The sequence below is a fragment of the Streptomyces muensis genome (assembly GCF_021474425.1).
Lineage (GTDB): Bacteria > Actinomycetota > Actinomycetes > Streptomycetales > Streptomycetaceae > Streptomyces > Streptomyces muensis.
Window position 1 is genome coordinate 1 of the sequence record NZ_JAKEIP010000156.1, and the last position, 19,862, is coordinate 19,862.

Consider the following 19,862-nt stretch of genomic DNA (forward strand, 5'->3'; position numbering starts at 1 on the left):
CACCCCGCACCCCGCACCCCGCACCCACCCAAAAAGCCGCACCCAAAACAAAAAGACGGCCCCGCCCACCAGGACGAGGCCATCCAGCACAGGGCACCCAGAGCAGCACAGCCCGGCACCCCCAGCGGCAGCGCTACCGCCGAGCAACCCCCTCCGCCCGAGCCGCCGCAGCCACCGCGGCCGTAACCGCCGGCGCCACCCGCTCGTCGAACGGCGACGGAATGACATAGTCCGCGGCAAGGTCGTCCCCCACCACAGCCGCCAACGCCTCAGCCGCAGCCAGCTTCATGCCCTCGGTGATCCGCGAGGCCCGAACCTGCAGCGCCCCCGCGAAGATCCCCGGAAACGCCAGCACGTTGTTGATCTGGTTCGGGAAGTCCGACCGCCCGGTGGCCACGACCGCCGCGTACTTGTGCGCGACGTCGGGATGCACCTCCGGGTTCGGGTTGGCCATGGCGAACACGAACGCGCCCTCGGCCATGGAGGCGACAGCCTTCTCCGGCACCGTCCCACCGGAAACCCCGATGAACACGTCCGCACCCTCCAGAGCCGCCTCCAGCGACCCGGTGATGCCCGCCTTGTTCGTGAACCCGGCAAGCTCCCGCTTGACCGACGTCAGGTCGTCCCGGTCGGCGGACACGACACCCTTGCGGTCCGCCACCGCCACGTCCCCGATCCCGGCCTCGACCAGCATCTTCGCGATGGCGACACCAGCCGCCCCGGCCCCCGAGATCACGGCCCGAAGATCCCCGAGCCCCTTCCCGGTCAGCCGCGCGGCGTTCCGCAGCGCGGCCAGCGTCACCACAGCCGTACCGTGCTGGTCGTCATGGAAGACCGGAATGTCCAGCCGCTCCTGGAGCTTGCGCTCGATCTCGAAGCACCGGGGCGCCGAGATGTCCTCCAGGTTCACACCACCGAAGGACGGCGCGAGCCGCACCACGGTCTCGACGATCTCGTCGACGCCGGTGCAGTCCAGCGCGATCGGCACCGCGTCGACGCCGCCGAACTGCTTGAACAGAATCGCCTTCCCCTCCATCACCGGAAGGGAGGCCTCGGGCCCGATGTCCCCGAGCCCGAGAACGGCCGTGCCGTCGGTCACGACGGCGACCACGGACGACTTCCACGTGTAGTCGTGCACGAGCTCCGGCTGCTCGGCAATCGCGCTGCACACCTTCGCGACGCCGGGCGTGTACGCCAGGGACAGGTCGTCCTTGTCGCGGACCGGCACGGTGGCCTGCACGGCCATCTTGCCGCCACGGTGCAGCGCGAACGCCGGATCGAAGGAATCGAGGGGTTCGACCCCGCCGTCCTGATCGGTATTGCCGCCGCTGCGAGGATTGACGATCTCCGCTGCCACTTTGTCTGACCCCTTAAGTGTTCATGGTTTGAGGGTGGGACCACTCCTGGTGAGAAGTGGGCGGGACCGCGTATGACCCTGCTCGTTGATACGTGCGACGTACGACGTACGGGCACATACGCGACGGGCGCGCCGCACACGCGCCCTGAGCCCCGGATGAGGGGTGTAAAGAACCTTCTTACCGGACGGACGGCGCCGACGACGAGTCCAATACGTGCAAGATCACATGACGGGAAGGGAAACACGCACGCGGACAACACGAATCGGACACGAGCCGATGACGGCACCGGTGTGATTCGTGACCAAATAAGCGGACAATCGACGACGTACACCACAAAGAGCAACCGTCACCCGCAAACACGCCCCACAAGCGACCCACAAGTGGCTCGCATCCTGAGATGAACCGAAGATCTTCCGGCCGGAAGGACAGATTCCCGCAGAAGGTGCGGTCAGGATGTCCGACCTGAGGCGGTTCGGAAGTCACCCGTTATCCGATTTTGACATCGCGGGCGCCCTGAATGCCTAAGTCCGAATGGCAAGATGCCGTAATCACACGAGGTCGCGGCACTCGAAGGTGTGTGCTCTCGTCGACCTAGGAAACCAAGGCACCGGCCGAACCCATCGGCGGGCGCCCGCCCCATCGGCAACTCCACCCATCCGCCGGAGGAACCCATCATGACCGCAAGCTCCACCCGTCGTACGACCGCCACGCGCTCCCGGCTGGCAGCGGTCGGCTCGATCGCGGTCGCAGGCGCCCTGATTCTCACCGGCTGCGGTGACCAGACGAACGACAGCGGCAGCGACAGCACCAATGAGACGGGGAAGTCCAGCGCCGCCCCGCTCTTCGACAAGCTGCCCAAGAAGATCCAGGACGCGGGCGTCATCAAGGCCGGTACGAACGCCGAGTACGCCCCGATGGAGTTCCAGGAGGGCGGCAAGATCGTCGGCGTCGACCCCGACATCGCCGCCGCGCTGGGCGAGAAGCTCGGCGTGGAGTTCCAGTTCACCTCGGGCTCCTTCGACGGCCTGATCACCGCCCTGAACTCCGGTCGCTACGACGTCGCCATGTCCTCCATCACGGACACCCCGCAGCGCCAGGAGGGCCTGGACGACAAGGGCAAGAAGCTCGGCCCGGGTGTCGACTTCGTCGACTACTTCACGGCCGGTACCGCCGTGTACGTCCAGAAGGGCAACCCGAAGAAGATCAACTCGATCGAGGACCTCTGCGGCCAGACGGCGGCCGTCCAGCGCGGCACGACGTACGAGAAGGCCCTGCAGACCCAGTCCAAGGCCTGCACGGACGGCGGCAAGAAGAAGATCAACATCGAGTCGTTCGAGAACGACACCGAGGCCCAGACCCGTGTGAAGTCGGGCGGCGCGGTCGCCGGCGTCAACGACTACCCGGTCGCCGTGGACCTGGCCCGCAAGTCCGGCGGCGGCAACGACTTCGAGGTCGTCGGCGAGCAGGTCGACGCCGGTCCGTTCGGTATCGCGGTGAACAAGGAGAACAAGCAGCTCACCGCGGCCCTCGAAGAGGCCGTCAACGCGATCATCGAGGACGGCACGTACAAGAAGATCCTCGAGAAGTGGGGCGCCGAGTCCGGCGCGATCGACAAGGCCGCGATCAACGGCGGCAAGTGACCGTCCCGGGCAAGCACTGAAGGGCAGTCACAGTGACTGACAAGTTCGACAAGGAGCCGGCCGACGCGACGCCGTCGGCCGCCGTCTCCAAGGACGGCGGGGCCGTCCCGCCCGAGGCGATCAAGGCCATCCCGGTCCGGCACTACGGCCGCTGGGTCAGCGGGGTCGTCGTACTGGCCCTGGTGGCCCTGCTCGTCAACGCCTTCGCCACCGCCGAGAAGATCCAGTGGCAGGCCGTCGGCGACTACGTCTTCGACTCCACCGTCCTCGCCGGCGCCGGGCGCACCCTGCTGATCAGTGTGCTCGCGATGGTCATGGGCGTGGTCCTCGGCGTGATCCTGGCCGTGATGCGCCTGTCCAAGAACCCGGTGACGAGCTGGGTGGCCTGGATCTACATCTGGTTCTTCCGCGGTACGCCGGTCTACGTCCAGCTCCTCCTCTGGTTCAACCTGGCGCTGATCTTCCCGGTCCTGAATCTCGGTCCGATCTACAAGGACGAGATGGTCGACGTCATGACGCCGTTCATGGCGGCCCTGCTGGGTCTGGGCCTGAACGAGGCGGCGTACATGGCGGAGATCTGCCGCGCCGGTCTGATGGCCGTCGACGAGGGCCAGACCGAGGCCTCGCACGCGCTCGGCATGAGCCACGCCAAGACGCTGCGCCGCATCGTGATCCCGCAGGCGATGCGGGTGATCGTGCCGCCGACCGGCAACGAGTTCATCAACATGTTGAAGACCTCGTCGCTGGTGTACGCGGTGACGTACAACGAACTGCTGCGCGCCACCTCCACGATCGGCTCCACGTCGTACGCCGTGATGGAGATGCTGTTCGTGGCGTGCATCTGGTACCTGGTCATGACCAGCGTGTTCAGCGTCGGCCAGTACTACCTGGAGCGTCGTTACGCCCGTGGCTCGACGCGGAACCTGCCGCCGACGCCGTGGCAGAAGATCAAGGTCAACATGATGGCCTTCAGCCGCGAAAGGGGCAGCTCGGTATGACGGCCATGGTGAAGGCCGAGGGCGTCCACAAGTCCTTCGGCCCCGTGCAGGTCCTCCAGGGCATCGACCTGGAGGTGCAGACCGGCGAGGTGTTCTGCCTCATCGGCCCCTCCGGCTCCGGCAAGTCGACGTTCCTCAGGTGCATCAACCACCTGGAGAAGATCAACGCCGGTCGGCTGTACGTCGACGGCGAGCTGGTCGGCTACCGCCAGAAGGGCGACAAGCTGTACGAGCTCAAGGACAGCGAGGTAGCGCTGCAGCGCCGGGACATCGGCATGGTGTTCCAGCGGTTCAACCTGTTTCCGCACATGACGGCCGTGGAGAACGTCATGGAGGCGCCGATCCAGGTCAAGGGCGTGAGCAAGGCCCAGGCCAGGGAGCGCGCACGGGAGCTGCTCGACCGCGTCGGCCTGGCCGACAAGGCCGGGAACTACCCCGCGCAGCTCTCCGGCGGCCAGCAGCAGCGCGTCGCCATCGCCCGGGCGCTGGCGATGGACCCGAAGCTGATGCTCTTCGACGAGCCGACCTCGGCCCTCGACCCGGAGCTGGTCGGCGACGTCCTCGACGTCATGCGCGACCTCGCCGAGTCCGGCATGACGATGGTCGTCGTCACCCACGAGATGGGCTTCGCCCGTGAGGTCGGCGACAGCCTGGTCTTCATGGACGGCGGCGTGGTCGTCGAGTCCGGCGACCCGCGCGAGGTCCTGACCAACCCGCAGCACGAGCGGACGCAGGCGTTCCTGTCCAAGGTGCTCTGACGGTACGACGCTGAAGGGGCGGTACGTGTCTCACGTACCGCCCCTTCACATACCCCAGGAGGCGCGGGGCCGCCCTCGACATGCGGCCCCGCCGCGCTACTTCAGCGCGAGCAGCAGCGTGTCCGAGGGCGAGCACCACACCGCCCGCGCCTCCCCGAACCCCTTCTCACGCAGCACGCGCGCGTGCCACTCGGGTGCGGGCATGTCACCGTCGGCATGCTCGCCGTAGATCGCGAAGCGCTGGGCCGTGGGCTCGGCGAGGACCGGATCCTGCGCCGCAACCTGCCACCACTCGGCCCAGTCGAGGGCCCCGTCCGCCTTGGCCTGATCCATACGGGCGTGGCGCAGGGCGCGCTCGGCCTCGTTGATCCGGGGCGTCGAGTCGTCGATCATGTGGTCCGCGTTCAGGAACACACCACCGTCGCGGACGAGCTCCGCGACCTGACCGTAGAGAGCCGCGAGGGGTTCACGGTGCAGCCAGTGCAGGGCCGTGGCGGTCAGGACGGCGTCGTAGGAGTCGTACGGCAGCTTCGCCGGCCAGTCGGGGTCCTTGAGGTCGGCCGTGACGAACGAGACCCGCTCGTCGTCCGCGAAGGTGCCCTCGGCGATGGCGAGGAGGGCGGGGTCGAGGTCGACGCCCGTACTGATGGCCTCCGGGAACCGGGCGAGGAGCCGGGCCGTGATACTTCCCGTGCCGCACGCGAGATCGAGCACGCGCGGGGCGGGGCCGACCAGGGCCTCGACCATGTCGAGCATGATCCGGAAGCGTTCCTCGCGGTCGGGCATGTACCACTCCTGCTGCCGGTCCCAGCTCTTCTGCCAGGCGGCCCAGTCGGCACCGGCCGTGGTGGTGATGTCCGTGTCCGTCATAGAGCCCTCCATCGCGCACGTCACGAAAACGCCTCCACGTAATACCCTGGAAGCACGATCAGCTGTTACTCGACCGCACCACGACGATAGAACGCCTCCGTAAGGACTACAAGTGGAACTGGCCTATTACTCGGATTACGCCGTACGACTCGTCAACAGCGAGGACCCGGCCCGGGGCAAGGACTCGCTGACCTCGGTCGAGGCCGTCCGCGACCTGTTCGGCGTCAGCCAGGAGGCGGCGCGCCGCGCCACCGACGGCGACGTCACCCGCTTCCGCTCGGTGCGGGCGCGGCTGCGAGCCGTCTTCGAGGCGGCGGACAAGAGCGACGAGGCACTGGCGGTGAACCTGCTGAACGCCCTCCTGCTGGAGTTCCCGGTGAGCCCCCAGATCTCCGGCCACGACTTCCGGGACGACGACGGCCGCCCCCTGTGGCACATGCACCTCGCCGACCACCCGTCGAACGCGACCGCCGGCTACGCGGCCATCGCGGCGATGGGCCTGGCCTTCCACCTCACCGAGTACGGCGTGGACCGCCTGGGCCTGTGCGAGGCACCCCCGTGCCGCAACGCCTACCTGGACACGTCCACCAACCGCTCCCGGCGCTACTGCTCCGACCGCTGCGCGACCCGCGCCAACGTGGCCGCCTACCGCGCCCGCAAACGCTTGGAGGCCGACCGGTCGGCGAGCACGGGCCGCACCGCCGACAGCGCCCAGCGCGCCAGCGCGAACGGCGAGCGCTGACCGGGCTTGCGCGGCCGGTAGCGCAGCCGGACCTTGCCCAGGATGAGCTCGTCCGGCACCACCCCGTAGTCGGTGCTGTCGCCACCGGCGTAGGCGTTGTCCCCGAGCACCCACCACCCGCCCTCGCGCTTCTCGGCGGCGCGCTTGACGACCAGCAGGTCCTGCTGGAACGGATGCCGCAGCACCACCACGTCCCCGGGCCGGATCCGCCCCCGGTGCCACACCACGAGCAGATCGCCGTGATACAGCGTGGGCACCATCGACGGCCCGGTCACCTCGGCCCACCCGAAGGGCTGATCGGCCCGCCCGCGCTCGGCGTCCTGCGACAACTCCGGCATCCCCGGCACCTCCCCGGTACGGTCCTCCACCAGTCTCAGTCTGACCCTGGACTTTTGTCCTAAGCCCATGGGGGCACTCGCGAAAACCCGTCTCGCAGGGAGTAATGTCCCACCTGAGAAGACGATCACGAGGAAGGAATGCTCCATGCTTTCCCGCCTGTTTGCCCCCAAGGTCAAGGTCAGCGCACACTGCGACCTGCCCTGCGGTGTGTACGACCCGGCCCAGGCCCGCATCGAGGCGGAGTCGGTGAAGGCCGTCCAGGAAAAGATGGCCGCCAACGACGACCCGCACTTCCAGGCGCGTGCCACCGTCATCAAGGAGCAGCGCGCCGAGCTCGCCAAGCACCACGTCTCGGTGCTCTGGAGCGACTACTTCAAGCCCCCGCACTTCGAGAAGTACCCGGAGCTGCACCAGCTGGTCAACGACGCCCTGAAGGCCCTCTCGGCCGCCAAGGCCTCCACCGACCCGGCGACCGGCCAGAAGGCTCTGGACTACATCGCCCAGATCGACAAGATCTTCTGGGAGACCAAGAAGGCCTGATCTCGGTCAAGCCCCTTGGACCCGCGATCTCCTCGATCGCCTGTTCCACCTCCCGCACCCGGCCCGCGGGCCGCCGAGAACGGCGGTCGTGACGGTCCGGGTGCGGTCTTGTTCCCGGGCGCCCCGCAGAGGGAGACAGGTCCCGTCAATTGCGGGTCGGACGGGGCAAATTGGGCGCGTGGCTCGTTCGAGGTTCCCTGTGTTCGCGGTGATTGTGTTCACGCGCCCCACGGTGGCCGCGGATCCTTCGTGTCCCGTAGGTTTTGGTGCATTCACAGGGGGAAGTGAGCAGTGCTCTGACCCCGTCTCGGCCCCGCCGAGGCGGGGTTCCTCGTGCTCTGCGCGAGGGGGCGAGCGGGACCACATCAGGGGACCTGGCACCCGGCGGGCTGGACGGCCCCCGCCGGACGGAACGCCGAATCCCGGGAGAACCCCCTGCGCCGCCGCCTGCCTCTCTGGCCGATCCCGCTGCTGTGGACCCTCGCGCTCGGCCTGTGGGGGCTGTCCCGGGAGCACAGTGTGTGGCGGGACGAGGCCGCGACCTGGCAGGTGGCCCGGCGGCCGGTCGCCGACATCTGGCACATGCTCGGGCAGGTCGACGCCGTGCACGGGCTCTACTACCTGCTGATGCACGGCGTGTTCACCTGCTTCGGCGCCGGCACCACTCCCCTGCGCCTGCCCTCCGTGCTGGGCATGGCGGTGGCGGCGGCCTGTGTGACGGTCATCGGGCAACGGCTGGCCGGGGTCTGGACGGGCCTGGCGGGCGGGCTGGCGTTCGGGCTGCTGCCGGCCGTGCAGTTCTACCTCCAGGAGGGCCGCCCGTACGCGCTGGTCGCGGCCGGTGCCGGGATCGCGACCCTGTTGCTGGTGACCGCCCTGGAGGGGCGTGGCCGCGCGGTGCACTGGGCCGCCTACGCCGGCACGGTCGCGGTCTGCGGGCTGCTGAACTGGCTGTCCCTGCTGATCCTCCCCGCCCATCTGGCCACCCTGCTCTGGGTACGGGCCCCGCGCCGCACCTGGACCCGCTGGGCGCCGGCCGCGACGCTCGCCCTGGCGGCCGTATCGCCGTTGATCCTGTTCAGCCGGCACCAGTCCGCCCAGGTGTCCTGGATCCCGCCGCTGACCTGGCACATGCTGATCGGCCCGGCGGTGCTGCTGACGATCGGCGGTCTCGCGGCCCTGCTGGACCGGCCGTGCGCGGGACGGCTGTCGCCGGCGGCGGTCGGGCTGCCGCTGCTGGCCGTGCCGCAGCTCGGCCTCCTCGGGCTCTCCCTGGTCCACCCCCTCTTCCTGGACCGCTATGTGCTGTTCAGCATGCTCGGGCTGGCCCTGCTGATCGGTACGGCGCTGGGCACGGCCGTACGGGTGGGCAGGCCGCGGTTTCCGAGGGCGGCGCCCTGGATCGTGCCGCTCGCGCTCACCGCGGCGGTCGTCGCCCTGTTACCGCAGTCGCTGGCCAAGCGGTCCCCGTCGAGCCGGGTGGACGACGTCCTGGCGGTGGCGGCCGACGTACGCCGGCTGAAGCAGGACGGGGACGCGGTGGTCTTCGTACCCGCGGCCCGGCGCGACACCGCGCTGGTCTGCCCGGAGGAGTTCGCCGGTCTGCGGGACATAGCGCTGGCCGAAGGCCCGGTGGAGTCGGGGACGTTGAAGGGCGAGGAGGCGGGTCCGGCCCGGATACGGGACGCGATGCTGGCACAGCGGCGCATACTCCTGGTCACCGACGTGCCCGCGGTGGCGCGGCCGGTGTCCGCCGAGCGGGACAGGGCGAAGACCGCCGTGCTGGAGGAGCACTTCGCGGTGGTGGCGGACGTACAGGTCCGTGGGCGGCGGGTGACGGCCTACGAGCGGCTCTGAGCCGGGATCAGCAGTAAGCCGGGGCCCGGCCGTTCCTCCGGCCGGGCCCCGTGCGCCGGGATCCTTCAGTGGAACTGCGGCACGATCAGATAGATCCCGTACGCCACCACCGCCGCGCAGGCGACGAAGCACAGCCCGGCCTGGGTGAGGCCGAGGGCGGAGGTGCCGCCCGATTCGCGCGCCCCTTCGTAGCGGGCCAGGCCCAGCACGCCGAGGGCGAAGACGGCGACCACGGCCACGGTCACGGCGAGGCTCACCGCGGCGACCTGGCCGAGTGCGGTCCAGTCGAGGTTCATGATGGGAACTCCCCTTGTCTCGTGCGGCCGTGTCTCAGGCGGCCGTTTCCTGCTCAGGCGGCCGTATCGACGTTCGTCGGCTCGGTGCCGCGGACCGTGACCTCGTGGGTGTCGTTGACGTTGTGCGCGGACACCGGGTTGCGCCGGGAGACGAGCACGATGCCGGCGGCCACCGCCGCGCCGACCAGGGCGACCACCGCGGTACCGAAGTTGCCGCCGTGCTTGACCACGCTCGCCGAGACGCCGCCGACGAGGGCCGCGGCGGGCAGGGTGACCATCCAGGCCACGACCATCCGCCCGGCCACGCCCCAGCGGACCTCCGCCAGCCGCCGGCCGAGGCCCGCGCCGAGGATGCTGCCCGAGGCGACCTGTGTGGTGGACAGGGCGAAGCCCAGGTGGGCCGAGGTGAGGATGACCGTCGTGGAGGCGGTCTCGGCGGCGAAGCCCTGCGGGGACTGGATCTCGGTGAGGCCCTTGCCCATGGTGCGGATGATCCGCCAGCCACCGAGGTAGGTGCCCAGGCCGATCGCCAGGCCCGCCGACGCGATCACCCACAGGGGCGGGCCCGCGTCGTGGCCCAGCGCGCCCGCCGAGATCAGGGTCAGCGTGATGACGCCCATCGTCTTCTGCGCGTCGTTGGTGCCGTGCGCCAGGGACACGAGCGAGGCCGAGGCGATCTGCCCGACGCGGAAGCCCTTGGTGACCGACTGGCTGCGGGCGCGAGCGGTGAGCCTGTACGCCAGGTAGGTGGCCAGCAGCGCCGCGACCCCGGCGACGATCGGCGAGGCCACCGCCGGGATCAGCACCTTCTCGACGACCTTGTCGAAGTGCACGCCATGCGACCCCGCCCCCACCCAGACGGCCCCGATCAGCCCGCCGAACAGCGCGTGCGACGAGCTGGACGGCAGTCCGACCAGCCAGGTGAGCAGATTCCACAGAATGGCCCCGACGAGCCCGGCGAAGATCATGCCCGGGCTGACGAGTGTGTCGTCCACGATGCCGCCGGAGATCGTCTTGGCGACCTCGGTGGACAGGAAGGCACCGACGACGTTCAGGATGCCGCTGATGAGCACGGCCGTCCTCGGTTTGAGCGCCCCCGTGGCGATGGACGTGGCCATCGCGTTCGCCGTGTCGTGGAATCCGTTGGTGAAGTCGAAGGCGAGGGCCGTCACGATGACGACCGCCACCAGGAACGTGATGTGGTCCATTCCCCAATGCAAACAAGCGTGAGCCAATACGCGGGGAACTGACGGCAAAGCGTGTCCCAGGAACCGGCGCGCGCCTGGTGAGGGTCCTGCGAAGCGGACGTGGTGACCCGTTGGCCCGCCGTACGACCACGGCGCCCGCGCCCCCGCGCCTCCCGTATCGAGGGCTCTACGATCACCGCATGACCATCCGCTGGACCTACGCCTTCATCGACCGCCCCGCCACGGCCTTCGCCCGCGCCCACGCCTTCTGGACCGCGGTGACGGACACCGCGCTGTCCGAATTCCGGGGCGACCGGGATGAGTTCGTGACGCTGCTGCCGGGCGGTGGCGCCGACGCCTGTGTGAAGGTCCAGGGGGTCGGCTCGGGCGCGGGCGGCGCCCATCTCGACTTCGCCGTGGACGACGTACCGCAGTTCGTGAAGTCGGCGCTCGGACAGGGCGCGGGCATGGTCGCCGACCACGAGGGATGGGCCGTGCTGCGCTCGCCCGCCGGTCAGCTGTTCTGTGCCGTGCCCTGGCACGGGGAGTCGGTACGGCCACCCGTGGTGCGCGGCAGCCGGCTCGACCAGGTCTGCGTGGACGTACCGCCGTCCGCGTACGACACCGAAGTCGCCTTCTGGAGCGCGCTGTTGGCCGACTGGGCGTCGGCCCCCGGCTCACGCCCCGAGTTCCACGTGCTCAGGCCGCCGGCCGGGCTGCCCGTCCGCGTCCTGCTCCAGCGGCTCGGCGAGGAGCGGGCCGGCTCCGCCCATCTGGACCTCGCCTGCGCGGACATCCCGGCGACCCGGGCCCGGCACGAGGAACTGGGCGCGGCCTTCGTCGCCCAGGGCGCCCACTGGACGGTGATGCGCGATCCGGCGGGAGGGACGTACTGCCTGACCGGGAGGGACCCGGAGACGGGTGGCCTGCCCCGGCGACAGGCCTGAGCCGCAGCGCGCCCCGACCCGACCCGCCCGGTCCCGCCGCGACCCGCCCCGTCGCGGCGCGGCGCTACCGGCCGAGCGTCTCCCATGGCTCCACATCCACCACCGCGGCCACCGGAATCGGCCCGTACACATGGGGGAACTCCTCTCCCCCGGGCGCCATCGCCTCGTACTTCAGCGGCACGTCGAGCCGCGCGGGGTCCACGACCAGCACCACCAGCTCGTCGGGGCCGTCGTAGGAGCCGTAGACGAAGTCGGCCACGGGTGGGAGTTGGGCGCGGGTCGAGCAGTGGATGAAGCCCTCCTCCTGGAGGGTGCGGCCGCGTGTCGACATCTCGTACGTGCCGCACGCGCGGGCCGCGTCCCACAGGGAGCGCTCGGTGAGGTGGAGGATGAACGTCTGTTCGGGCATGGGGCCACGCTACGGCTTCAGCCGTGCCGCCCGCGCGTGCAAATAACGCTGTTCCGGCAGGCTCAGGGTCTTGGCGGCAGCGGCCTCGTAGGCGGCGCGGGCCTCGTCGTACGCGCCCGCCCGCTCCAGAAGATGGCCGCGGACCGCGTCCAGCCGGTGCCCTGCACCCAACTCACCCTCCAGTTCCGCCAGTTCGGCCAGCCCTGCGCACGGCCCCCGGACCATGGCCACGGCGACGGCACGGTTGAGGCGCTCGACGGGCCCGGGGACGAGGCGTACGAGGATGTCGTAGAGCCCTAGGATCTCCTGCCAGTCGGTGGCCTGGGCGGAGGGTGCCTCGTCGTGGACGGCGGCGATGGCGGCGCGCAGCAGGTAGGGGCCGGCGCGCCCCCGGGACAGGGCGCCGGTGACCAGGGCGACGCCCTCGTCGATCGCGGCCTTGTCCCAGCGGTCGCGGTCCTGCTCGTCCAACGGGACGAGTTCGCCGTGCGGGCCGGTGCGCGCGTCGCGGCGGGCGTCGGTGAGCAGCATCAGGGCGAGCAGACCGGCCGTCTCACCGTGGCCGGGGAGGAGACGGTGGACCGCGCGGGTGAGCCGGATCGCCTCGCCGGCGAGGTCCCGTCGCTGGAGGCTCGCGCCCGAGGTCGCCGTATAGCCCTCGTTGAAGATCAGGTACAGGGTCTGGAGGACCGCGGGCAGCCGTTCCTCCCCGTTGTCGGGGCGCGCGAAGCGCACACCGCGGACCTTCTGCTTGGCCCGGCTGATCCGCTGGGCCATGGTCGCCTCGGGGACCAGGTACGCACGGGCGATCTCCGCCGTGGTCAGACCGCCGACCGCGCGCAGGGTCAGGGCGATCTGGGCGGGCGGGGTCAGGTTCGGGTGGCAGCACAGGAACAGCAGGGTGAGGGTGTCGTCCTCGCGGGGAGCGCGGTCGGCTCCCGGCGGCGGGGCGGTGAAGGCGTCCCGGGGCGAGAGCGCCACGACCTTCTCCTCCCGGGCGCGGCGCGCCTCGTCCGCGCGCAGGGCGTCGGTCAGCCGGCGTGCGGCGACCTTGATCAGCCAGCCGCGCGGGTTGTCGGGGACGCCGGTGCGCGGCCACTGCTCGGCGGCGGCGAGCAGTGCCTCCTGTACGGCGTCCTCGGCGGTGTCGAAGTGGCCGTACCGGCGTACCAGCGCGCCGAGGACCTGCGGCGCGTGACGGCGCAGCAGGTCCTCGGTCTCTGGTGTGACGCTCATGTCCGGTGGGGCGCTCCCGGTGCTCGCCGGGCTCAGACGTCCCCGGAGCCGTCGTCGATGGGCCGGATCACCACCGGGTACTCGGGGGCCCCGGCCGGCTGGGGGCACTGCAGGACGCGCTCGGCGATCTCCGTGACCCGCTCCAGGCTCGCGCAGTCCAGCACCCAGTACCCGGCGAGCAGCTCCTTGGTCTCGCTGTACGGCCCGTCGGTGATCACCGCCTTGCCGTCGTCGCCCAGGGCGACGTGCCGGGTCTTCGCGGGTTCGGCCAGCCCATGTCCGTCGATCATCTCGCCGCTCTCGGCGAGGTCGTTGTTGAGGTCGCTCATGAAGGCGTACATCGCCTGGACGTCCTCCTGGCTCCAGGCCACGGAGTTCGCGGACCCCTTGCCCTGCATCGCCTCGTAGTCCACCTGCGCGCCCTGCACCATGACCAGGTACTTCATCAGTCCGCTCCTTCGGTTTCCGTCGGCTCGGGCCACCGTTTCGGCGGCTCTCACAGGGGACGTCGGAGCCGGTCCGGGATTCTCGACAGGGGTTCAGGAATTCTTCGCGGAAGGTTTCTCGGGCTGCTCGTGGCGCTGGTGGTGTTCGTGGTGCTCGTGGCGCCCTTCGTGCTCGGCGTCGCCCTCGGTGTACGCGTCGCACTCGGGGTTCCGGCAGGGGCCGGCCACCCATGTGGGGACCCAGGCGCCCATCGTCTTGTGGCGCCGGACGACCGTGTCGACGGGCTGTCCGCATTCGGGACAGTGGTGCTCTTCGCTGCTGCCCATGTCCTCAGAGTAGGGCGGGAGAGGGCTCAGCGCTTCCTGCTGTACGTACGAACCACGGCTCCGTTGCCGAACGTACGGACCTCGCCGAGGGTGAACTCGGTGACGGCGAAGTCCGACCCGAACATCGGCATGCCCGTGCCGTACACGATGGGGTAGGTCTTGATGACCAGTTCGTCGATCTCGTCCAGCAGTTCGCCCGCGATCTGCGAGCCGCCGCACAGGTAGATGCCCAAGTCGCCGTCCTCGGCCTTGAGTTCGCGCACCTTGTCGACCAGGCGGTCGCCGATGATCTCGACGTTCGGGTCGGGCGACTCGGTCAGGGTGCGGGAGGCGACGTACTCCCGCATATGGGCGTACGGGCTGGTGACGCCCTCCTTCAGGGCCAGGTCGTAGCTGGCGCGGCCCTGGATGATCGTGTCGAACCGCTTGTTCTCCAGGTCGCCGAGGCCGAGCGCACGACGGCCGTGGGTGGGCAGGGTCTCCGGGTATTCGCCCTTGAGGAACGCGAGGTACTCCTCGTCGACGAAGGCGAGCATCGCCGTCGCGTCACCGCTCGGGTCCCCGATGAAGCCGTCGATCGAGCAGGCGATGAAGTAGGTGAGCTTTCGCAAGCCGGTCTCTTTTCGTAGGGTGGCGAACAACCACTCCGGTTGTAGTGCTTCAGTTGTAGTACTTCGCTTGTAGTGGTTGCAAGCGAATTCCGGGACCGAATCCGGAACGGATGAAAGTAAGAGAGGGGATTCCGCATGGCGGGCAATCCGGAGCGCCGGGCGGCGCTCGTCGACGCGGGCGTCGAGGTGCTCGCCCGGGAGGGCGCGCGCGGGCTGACGTTCCGCGCGGTGGACGCCGAGGCGGGGGTGCCGGTGGGCACCGCCTCCAACTACTTCACCGGGCGCGACGACCTGTTCCGCCAGATCGACGCCCGGCTGCACGTCCGGCTCGCGCCCGACCCGGAGGTGATGGCCGACCTGCTGAGCCGGCCGAAGGACCGCTCCACGGTCACCGCCTTCATGCACGACCTGATGGCGCGCGCCACCCGCGACCGCACGGGCTATCTGGCTCTCCTGGAGATGCGCCTGGAGGCCGGCCGACGCCCCGAGCTGCGCGCCTCCTTCACCAAGTCGGTGCGCGGCGACCTGGAGGAGGCCATGGAGTTCCACCGCGACGCCGGACTGCCCGGGGGCGACGAGATCGTCACCGTGCTCTATCTCGCGATGCTCGGGCTGCTCCTGGAGCATCTGACGCTGCCGGACGTGCTCGAAGGCGTCCTGCCCGGGGTCGGTGTGCCGGAAGGGCTGGTGGAGCGGATCGCGGCGACGATCGTGCCCGCGAAGTAGGCCGGACCCCCGGGCTCAGCCCCGCGGCTCGCGCCACATCGGCCACATCTGGGGGCCGTCCGGGAGGTCGAGGGGGCGGCCCTTCTGTTCGAAGCCGAGCCGCTCGTACAGCTTCCGGCTGCGTTCGCTGCTCGCCTCCAGGTAGGCGGGCAGGCCCTCCCGGTCGCAGCGGTCGAGGACCGCGTTGATGAGGGCGGTGCCCAGTCCCTCGCCCTGGCGTTCCGGGGCCGTGGCGATCATCCACAGGTATTCGTGTGCGCGTCCCGACGGGTGGATGCCGTCCGTCAGGCGGCCGATCAGCTCGACGCGCTCGTTCTCTGGGTCGACGGCCTCACGCAGGCGCGCGGGCCCGTCCTCGTCGTGCTCCGGCTCGTCGGCCGGCACGGATATCCACAGGGCGCACGCCGTGCCGTCCTCGGTGACGTCGATACGGCCGACGGAGAGCACGATGTCGGTGAACGCCGCCATGAGCCTGGGGTGGGCGGCACGGCGGTGCTCCTCACCCGGGAAGACCCAGCCGCTGACGGGGTCGTCCTGGAAGGCCGCGTCCAGCAGCCGGGCCACCAACTCCCGGTCCCCTTCGCCCGCCGTCCGGATCGCCACACCCATGTCTTCCCGCCCCTTCGCGTCAACTGACGTTGATCGTAAGGCGATGCGGACCCGTGTGCCGCCCGTGGGCGGAGTTTGTCGGGATCCGGACGGTGCGCAGAGGCGGGCCCCGCACACCGTGGGGATGTGCGGGACCCGCCGGTCCGGAGCCGCTCGGCGGCCGTACGGGGTCAGGAACCGTACGGCCCCGGGACTCCGGGGTCTTCACGACCGCCGGCCGCGGCGGCCTCGGTCACTGTCTCGGTCACTGTCCCGGTCGCCGGGTCAGTTGCTGCGCCGTGTCACGAACTCCGCCAGCGCCAGCAGTCCGCCCGCCTCCTCCGGCTCGGGCACCGCACGGGCCAGCTCCTGCATGGCGCGGGCCATCCGCTCGGCGGCCTGGGCCTGCGCCCAGTCACGGCCACCCGCTCGCTCCACGGCGAGCGCCGTCCGCTGCAGGTCCTCCTCGTCGTACGGCACCTCGTACAGCGCGGCCAGTTCCGCCGCCGCCGGATCACCGGAGGTCAGCGCGGCGACGACCGGCAGGGACTTCTTGCGGGCGGCGAGGTCCGCGCCGGCCGGCTTGCCGGTGTGCCCCGGGTCGCCCCATATACCGATCACGTCGTCGATGAGCTGGAAGGCGAGCCCGGCCTCCCGGCCGAACGCGTCCAGCGCCACCACGTCCTCGTCCGCCGCGCCCGCGTACAGCGCGCCGAGGGCACAGGCGCACCCCAGCAGCGCCCCGGTCTTGGCCTCGGCCATGGTGAGCACCTCGTCCAGGCCGACCTCGCCGGGACCGCGCTTCTCCAACGCCGTGTCGGCCTGCTGACCGGCACACAGCTCGACGACACAGTCCGCGAGCCGGGCGCCGGCCGCCGCGGACGCGGGATGCGGGTCCTCGGCGAGCAGCCGCAGGGCCAGTGCCTGGAGGGCGTCCCCGGCGAGGATCGCGTCGGCGTCGCCGAACACGGTCCAGGCGGTGGCCCGGTGCCTGCGCGTGGCGTCCCGGTCCATCACGTCGTCGTGCAGCAGCGTGAAGTTGTGGACCAGTTCCACGGCCACCGCGGCCCGTACGGCCGCGGCCCGCGCCCGGGGTCCGCCGATCGCCGCGGCCGCGGTGAGGACGAGGGCGGGCCGGATCGCCTTGCCGGCGTTGCCCGCCGCCGGGGTGCCGTCCGCGTGCTCCCAGCCGAAGTGGTAGCGGGTGATCCGGCGCAGGGAGGCCGGCAACGACTCGACGGCGGCACGCAGTTCGGGGTCGACCGTCGCCCGCGCTCGCTCCAGGATCACCGCCGCCTCGGGCCCGTCGAGCGGGCCCGGACCGCCGTCCCTGTCGGTCGTGATGGAGCCCCGCCTTTCGAGCGTCTCGGTGGACGGCCGCACCCCGGCGGGGCGCGCCTGTGCCTGCGTCATGAACTCACCCATGGCATCGCCTCGGAGAGTCGGCGGACAGTGGCAGTTCCGCTACGGCTGGGCGCCTACCCGGAGGGTCTACCCGCGCGGGGGCCACCGGACACGGCGCACCCCCGACGGGAGTCCGGGCGGCGGAGCACCGGGCGGGCAGGGTCACCGCCAGCGCCCGATCTCGACGTTCTCCAGCACACCGAGGGCGTCCGGCACCAGGACCGCGGCCGAGTAGTAGGCCGTCACCAGGTACTTGATGATGGCCTGTTCGTTGATGCCCATGAAGCGGCAGGACAGGCTCGGCTCGATCTCGTCCGGGATGCCCGCCTGCTGGAGCCCGATGACGCCCTGCTCCGTCTCGCCGGTACGCATGGCGATGATCGAGGTCGTCCGGGCGTCGGTCACCGGGATCTTGTTGCACGGGAAGATCGGCACCCCGCGCCAGGTGGGAATGCGGTTGCCGGCCATCTCGATGGTCTCGGGAACGAGTCCGCGCTTGTTCAGCTCACGCCCGAACGCGGAGATCGCGCGCGGGTGGGCGAGGAACAGCTTGGTGCCGCGCCGCCGGGACAGCAGCTCGTCCATGTCGTCGGGGCTGGGCACACCGTCGTGCGGCTGGAGCCGCTGGTCGTACTCGCAGTTGTTGAGCAGACCGAACTCGCGGTTGTTGATGAGCTCGTGCTCCTGGCGCTCCTTCAGCGCCTCGACCGTCAGCCGCAACTGCTGCTCGGTCTGGTTCATCGGCTGGTTGTACAGGTCGGCCACGCGCGTGTGGATGCGCAGCACGGTCTGGGCGATGCTCAGTTCGTACTCACGGGGCCGGGCCTCGTAGTCGACGAAGGTGTGCGGGATGTCGGGCTCGCCGCTGTGGCCGGCCGCGAGGTCGACCTCCTTCTCGCCGTACTTGTTGGTGCGCTGCGAGGGGATCGTCCGCAGCTGTTCGAGGTGCCCGCTCAGCGACTCGGCGCGCTCCGCGACCTGCTCGACGTCCTGGCGGGGCAGGACGAGCACCGTGCAGGCGGTGACCGCGCGGACGGTGTACTCCCAGATGGCGTCGGCATCGAGCAGCGCCTGCTCACCGAGGTAGGCGCCGTCGGCGAGGACACCGAGGGACTCGTCCTCGCCGTAGGGGCCGGTGCCGAGTTTCTCCACCCTGCCGTGCGCGAGGAGGTACACCTCGTCGGTCTGGCTGCCGAAGGAGGCGATCACGGCGCCGGCCGCGAACTCCCGCTGCTGGCAGCGCCGGGCGAGCTCGGAGAGCACGTCCTCGTCGTCGTAGGACCGCAGGGCCGGCAGTTCCGTCAGCTCGGCGGGGATGACCTCGACACGGTCTCCGGTCTTCACGAACGTGATACGTCCGTCTCCCACGGCGTACGTCAGACGCCGGTTCACCCGGTACGTGCCGCCCTGCACATTCACCCAGGGCAGCATGCGCAGCAGCCAGCGGGAGCTGATCTCCTGCATCTGGGGTGCGGACTTGGTCGTGGTGGCCAGGTTCCGCGCGGCCGCAGTGCCGAGACTCTGCTGCGGCTGGCCCTGCTCAGTGCGGACCTCTTCGCCTACCGACATAAGGAATTGCCCTCCCGGTCATGCCCCGGCACCGCTCTGGCGCCGCGCATCGCGATCTCCATGCACGAGCCTTGCATCACGGAGGGTGGCGGTGCTATTACCCGAAAGAGGGGGAATGGATCACCGCCCACCTGGGCAAACAGAGGGACCTCGCCCAGGCGTGAGGCCTCTCGCGCCATCACGACGGTCGCCCCGAACCCGACACGCCGGTTGTCCGAAACGCATCGCACACTGTGCGAGGCGAGGAGTCCCGTCTGCCCGTTTTCGGTAAAAGCACCGGTACGAGACGGCCGCGCACGGCGGCCGGCGTACGGCACGAAGGAGGCGGTCATGGCCTCACCCATGTCCGCGAGCAGATTCCTGGAGAGACTCAGGGCCGAGGGCGCGACGGTCGTCGAGGTCGGCGACTGGGAGCACCACAACCGCAACCATGTGGGCCCGTGGGGCCCCGTGCACGGCGTGATGATCCACCACACGGTGACCAAGGGCAGCGCGCACACGGTGGACCTGTGCCGCAACGGCTACGAGGGGCTGCCGGGCCCGCTCTGCCACGGCGTCATCACCAAGGACGGCCGGGTCCACCTGGTCGGCTACGGCCGCGCCAACCACGCCGGACTCGGCGACGACGACGTCCTGCGCGCGGTCATCGCCGAAAAGGCGCTGCCGCCGGACAACGAGGCCAACACCGACGGCAACCGCCACTTCTACGGCTTCGAGTGCGAGAACCTGGGCGACGGAAAGGACCCGTGGCCGGAGCCCCAGCTGGAGGCGATCGAACGGGTCTCGGCTGCCGTCTGCCGTCATCACGGCTGGACCGAGCGCTCGGTGATCGGGCATCTGGAGTGGCAGCCCGGGAAGGTCGATCCGCGCGGGTTCACGATGGCGTCGATGCGGGAGCGGATCCGGGAACGGCTGAAGTAGGGCGGAGCGGGTCCGCCGCCGGGGCGGGCGGCCGAATCCATCGGGCCGGGCGACAATGACCGGGTGACCGGCCCCGACCTCACCGCCCTCCAC

22 protein-coding genes are annotated in these 19,862 nt (G+C 70.3%); 9 read left to right on the forward strand and 13 right to left on the reverse strand.

The window, feature by feature from the left end; translation table 11 throughout:
• Positions 1-133: 133 nt before the first annotated feature.
• Positions 134-1,357: an NAD(P)-dependent malic enzyme gene (locus tag L0P92_RS45290; RefSeq protein WP_234766015.1), complete on the reverse strand. Its 1,224-nt coding sequence runs from the start codon at positions 1,355-1,357 to the stop codon at positions 134-136.
• A 675-nt stretch (positions 1,358-2,032) separates the two neighbouring features.
• Between L0P92_RS45290 and L0P92_RS29020 the strand changes: the two genes are divergently transcribed.
• The 3 genes from L0P92_RS29020 to L0P92_RS29030 are packed head-to-tail and all read left to right on the forward strand — an operon-like array spanning position 2,033 to position 4,754.
• Positions 2,033-2,998, forward strand: a complete 966-nt coding sequence (locus L0P92_RS29020; protein ID WP_234766016.1) for an ABC transporter substrate-binding protein — start codon at positions 2,033-2,035, stop codon at positions 2,996-2,998.
• A gap of 32 nt (positions 2,999-3,030) precedes the next feature.
• Entirely contained in the window at positions 3,031-3,996 is a 966-nt protein-coding gene (locus tag L0P92_RS29025) for an amino acid ABC transporter permease (protein ID WP_234766017.1), read from the forward strand.
• Positions 3,993-4,754, forward strand: a complete 762-nt coding sequence (locus L0P92_RS29030) for an amino acid ABC transporter ATP-binding protein (protein ID WP_273634112.1) — start codon at positions 3,993-3,995, stop codon at positions 4,752-4,754. Before L0P92_RS29025 ends, L0P92_RS29030 begins: the two co-directional genes overlap by 4 nt.
• Positions 4,755-4,850: 96 nt before the next feature.
• Here the strand turns inward: L0P92_RS29030 and L0P92_RS29035 are convergent, their stop codons facing one another.
• Positions 4,851-5,624: a class I SAM-dependent methyltransferase gene (locus L0P92_RS29035; protein ID WP_234766018.1), complete on the reverse strand. Its 774-nt coding sequence runs from the start codon at positions 5,622-5,624 to the stop codon at positions 4,851-4,853.
• 112 nt (positions 5,625-5,736) lie between these two features.
• On the opposite strand from L0P92_RS29035, the gene L0P92_RS29040 reads away from it, so the two are divergent.
• Positions 5,737-6,366, forward strand: coding sequence for a CGNR zinc finger domain-containing protein (locus tag L0P92_RS29040; protein WP_234766019.1), 630 nt, complete (start codon positions 5,737-5,739; stop codon positions 6,364-6,366).
• Here the strand turns inward: L0P92_RS29040 and sodX are convergent.
• Complete coding sequence (sodX, locus tag L0P92_RS29045) at positions 6,270-6,704, reverse strand: nickel-type superoxide dismutase maturation protease (RefSeq protein WP_234766034.1); 435 nt, start codon at positions 6,702-6,704, stop codon at positions 6,270-6,272. The two genes, L0P92_RS29040 and sodX, sit on opposite strands and share 97 nt — an antisense overlap.
• Positions 6,705-6,849: 145 nt before the next feature.
• Between sodX and sodN the strand changes: the two genes are divergently transcribed.
• Positions 6,850-7,245 carry a superoxide dismutase, Ni gene (gene sodN, locus L0P92_RS29050; protein WP_020123534.1) on the forward strand — a complete coding sequence of 132 codons (396 nt, stop codon included), beginning with the start codon at positions 6,850-6,852 and terminating at the stop codon, positions 7,243-7,245.
• A 435-nt stretch (positions 7,246-7,680) separates the two neighbouring features.
• Positions 7,681-9,102, forward strand: a complete 1,422-nt coding sequence (locus L0P92_RS29055; RefSeq protein ID WP_234766035.1) for a glycosyltransferase family 39 protein — start codon at positions 7,681-7,683, stop codon at positions 9,100-9,102.
• Between the two features lie 65 nt (positions 9,103-9,167).
• On the opposite strand, the gene L0P92_RS29060 is transcribed toward L0P92_RS29055, so the two are convergent.
• Positions 9,168-9,398 (reverse strand): hypothetical protein, encoded by a 231-nt coding sequence (locus L0P92_RS29060; RefSeq protein ID WP_234766020.1) that lies wholly within the window; start codon positions 9,396-9,398, stop codon positions 9,168-9,170.
• A gap of 53 nt (positions 9,399-9,451) precedes the next feature.
• Positions 9,452-10,606: an inorganic phosphate transporter gene (locus L0P92_RS29065; RefSeq protein WP_234766021.1), complete on the reverse strand. Its 1,155-nt coding sequence runs from the start codon at positions 10,604-10,606 to the stop codon at positions 9,452-9,454.
• A 179-nt stretch (positions 10,607-10,785) separates the two neighbouring features.
• Between L0P92_RS29065 and L0P92_RS29070 the strand changes: the two genes are divergently transcribed.
• Positions 10,786-11,532, forward strand: a complete 747-nt coding sequence (locus tag L0P92_RS29070; RefSeq protein WP_234766022.1) for a VOC family protein — start codon at positions 10,786-10,788, stop codon at positions 11,530-11,532.
• Positions 11,533-11,596: 64 nt separating this feature from the next.
• On the opposite strand, the gene L0P92_RS29075 is transcribed toward L0P92_RS29070, so the two are convergent.
• From L0P92_RS29075 to L0P92_RS29095, 5 genes are all read right to left on the reverse strand, one after another.
• A complete protein-coding gene (locus L0P92_RS29075; protein ID WP_234766023.1) occupies positions 11,597-11,941 on the reverse strand; it encodes a DUF952 domain-containing protein in 345 nt (114 codons plus the stop codon).
• A 9-nt stretch (positions 11,942-11,950) separates the two neighbouring features.
• Complete coding sequence (locus L0P92_RS29080) at positions 11,951-13,177, reverse strand: RNA polymerase sigma factor (RefSeq protein ID WP_234766024.1); 1,227 nt, start codon at positions 13,175-13,177, stop codon at positions 11,951-11,953.
• A 32-nt stretch (positions 13,178-13,209) separates the two neighbouring features.
• Entirely contained in the window at positions 13,210-13,623 is a 414-nt protein-coding gene (locus L0P92_RS29085; protein WP_234766025.1) for a YciI family protein, read from the reverse strand.
• 93 nt (positions 13,624-13,716) lie between these two features.
• On the reverse strand, positions 13,717-13,950 hold the full coding sequence (locus tag L0P92_RS29090) for a hypothetical protein (protein ID WP_234766026.1): 234 nt from the start codon (positions 13,948-13,950) through the stop codon (positions 13,717-13,719).
• A gap of 26 nt (positions 13,951-13,976) precedes the next feature.
• Positions 13,977-14,561, reverse strand: a complete 585-nt coding sequence (locus tag L0P92_RS29095) for a dihydrofolate reductase family protein (RefSeq protein WP_234766027.1) — start codon at positions 14,559-14,561, stop codon at positions 13,977-13,979.
• Between the two features lie 135 nt (positions 14,562-14,696).
• Here L0P92_RS29095 and L0P92_RS29100 point away from each other — a divergent pair, with 135 nt between their 5' ends.
• Complete coding sequence (locus L0P92_RS29100) at positions 14,697-15,287, forward strand: TetR/AcrR family transcriptional regulator (RefSeq protein ID WP_234766028.1); 591 nt, start codon at positions 14,697-14,699, stop codon at positions 15,285-15,287.
• 15 nt (positions 15,288-15,302) lie between these two features.
• On the opposite strand, the gene L0P92_RS29105 is transcribed toward L0P92_RS29100, so the two are convergent.
• The 3 genes from L0P92_RS29105 to L0P92_RS29115 all read right to left on the reverse strand — a co-directional run bounded on the left by L0P92_RS29105 (position 15,303) and on the right by L0P92_RS29115 (position 18,848).
• On the reverse strand, positions 15,303-15,896 hold the full coding sequence (locus tag L0P92_RS29105; RefSeq protein WP_234766029.1) for a GNAT family N-acetyltransferase: 594 nt from the start codon (positions 15,894-15,896) through the stop codon (positions 15,303-15,305).
• Positions 15,897-16,160: 264 nt separating this feature from the next.
• The gene (locus tag L0P92_RS29110; RefSeq protein WP_372497351.1) at positions 16,161-17,300 is read right to left on the reverse strand and encodes a family 2 encapsulin nanocompartment cargo protein polyprenyl transferase; all 1,140 of its coding nucleotides are present in this window, start codon (positions 17,298-17,300) and stop codon (positions 16,161-16,163) included.
• A 141-nt stretch (positions 17,301-17,441) separates the two neighbouring features.
• Positions 17,442-18,848, reverse strand: a complete 1,407-nt coding sequence (locus L0P92_RS29115; RefSeq protein WP_234766031.1) for a family 2B encapsulin nanocompartment shell protein — start codon at positions 18,846-18,848, stop codon at positions 17,442-17,444.
• 330 nt (positions 18,849-19,178) lie between these two features.
• Between L0P92_RS29115 and L0P92_RS29120 the strand changes: the two genes are divergently transcribed.
• Positions 19,179-19,769, forward strand: a complete 591-nt coding sequence (locus L0P92_RS29120; RefSeq protein WP_234766032.1) for an N-acetylmuramoyl-L-alanine amidase — start codon at positions 19,179-19,181, stop codon at positions 19,767-19,769.
• Positions 19,770-19,862: the final 93 nt, after the last annotated feature.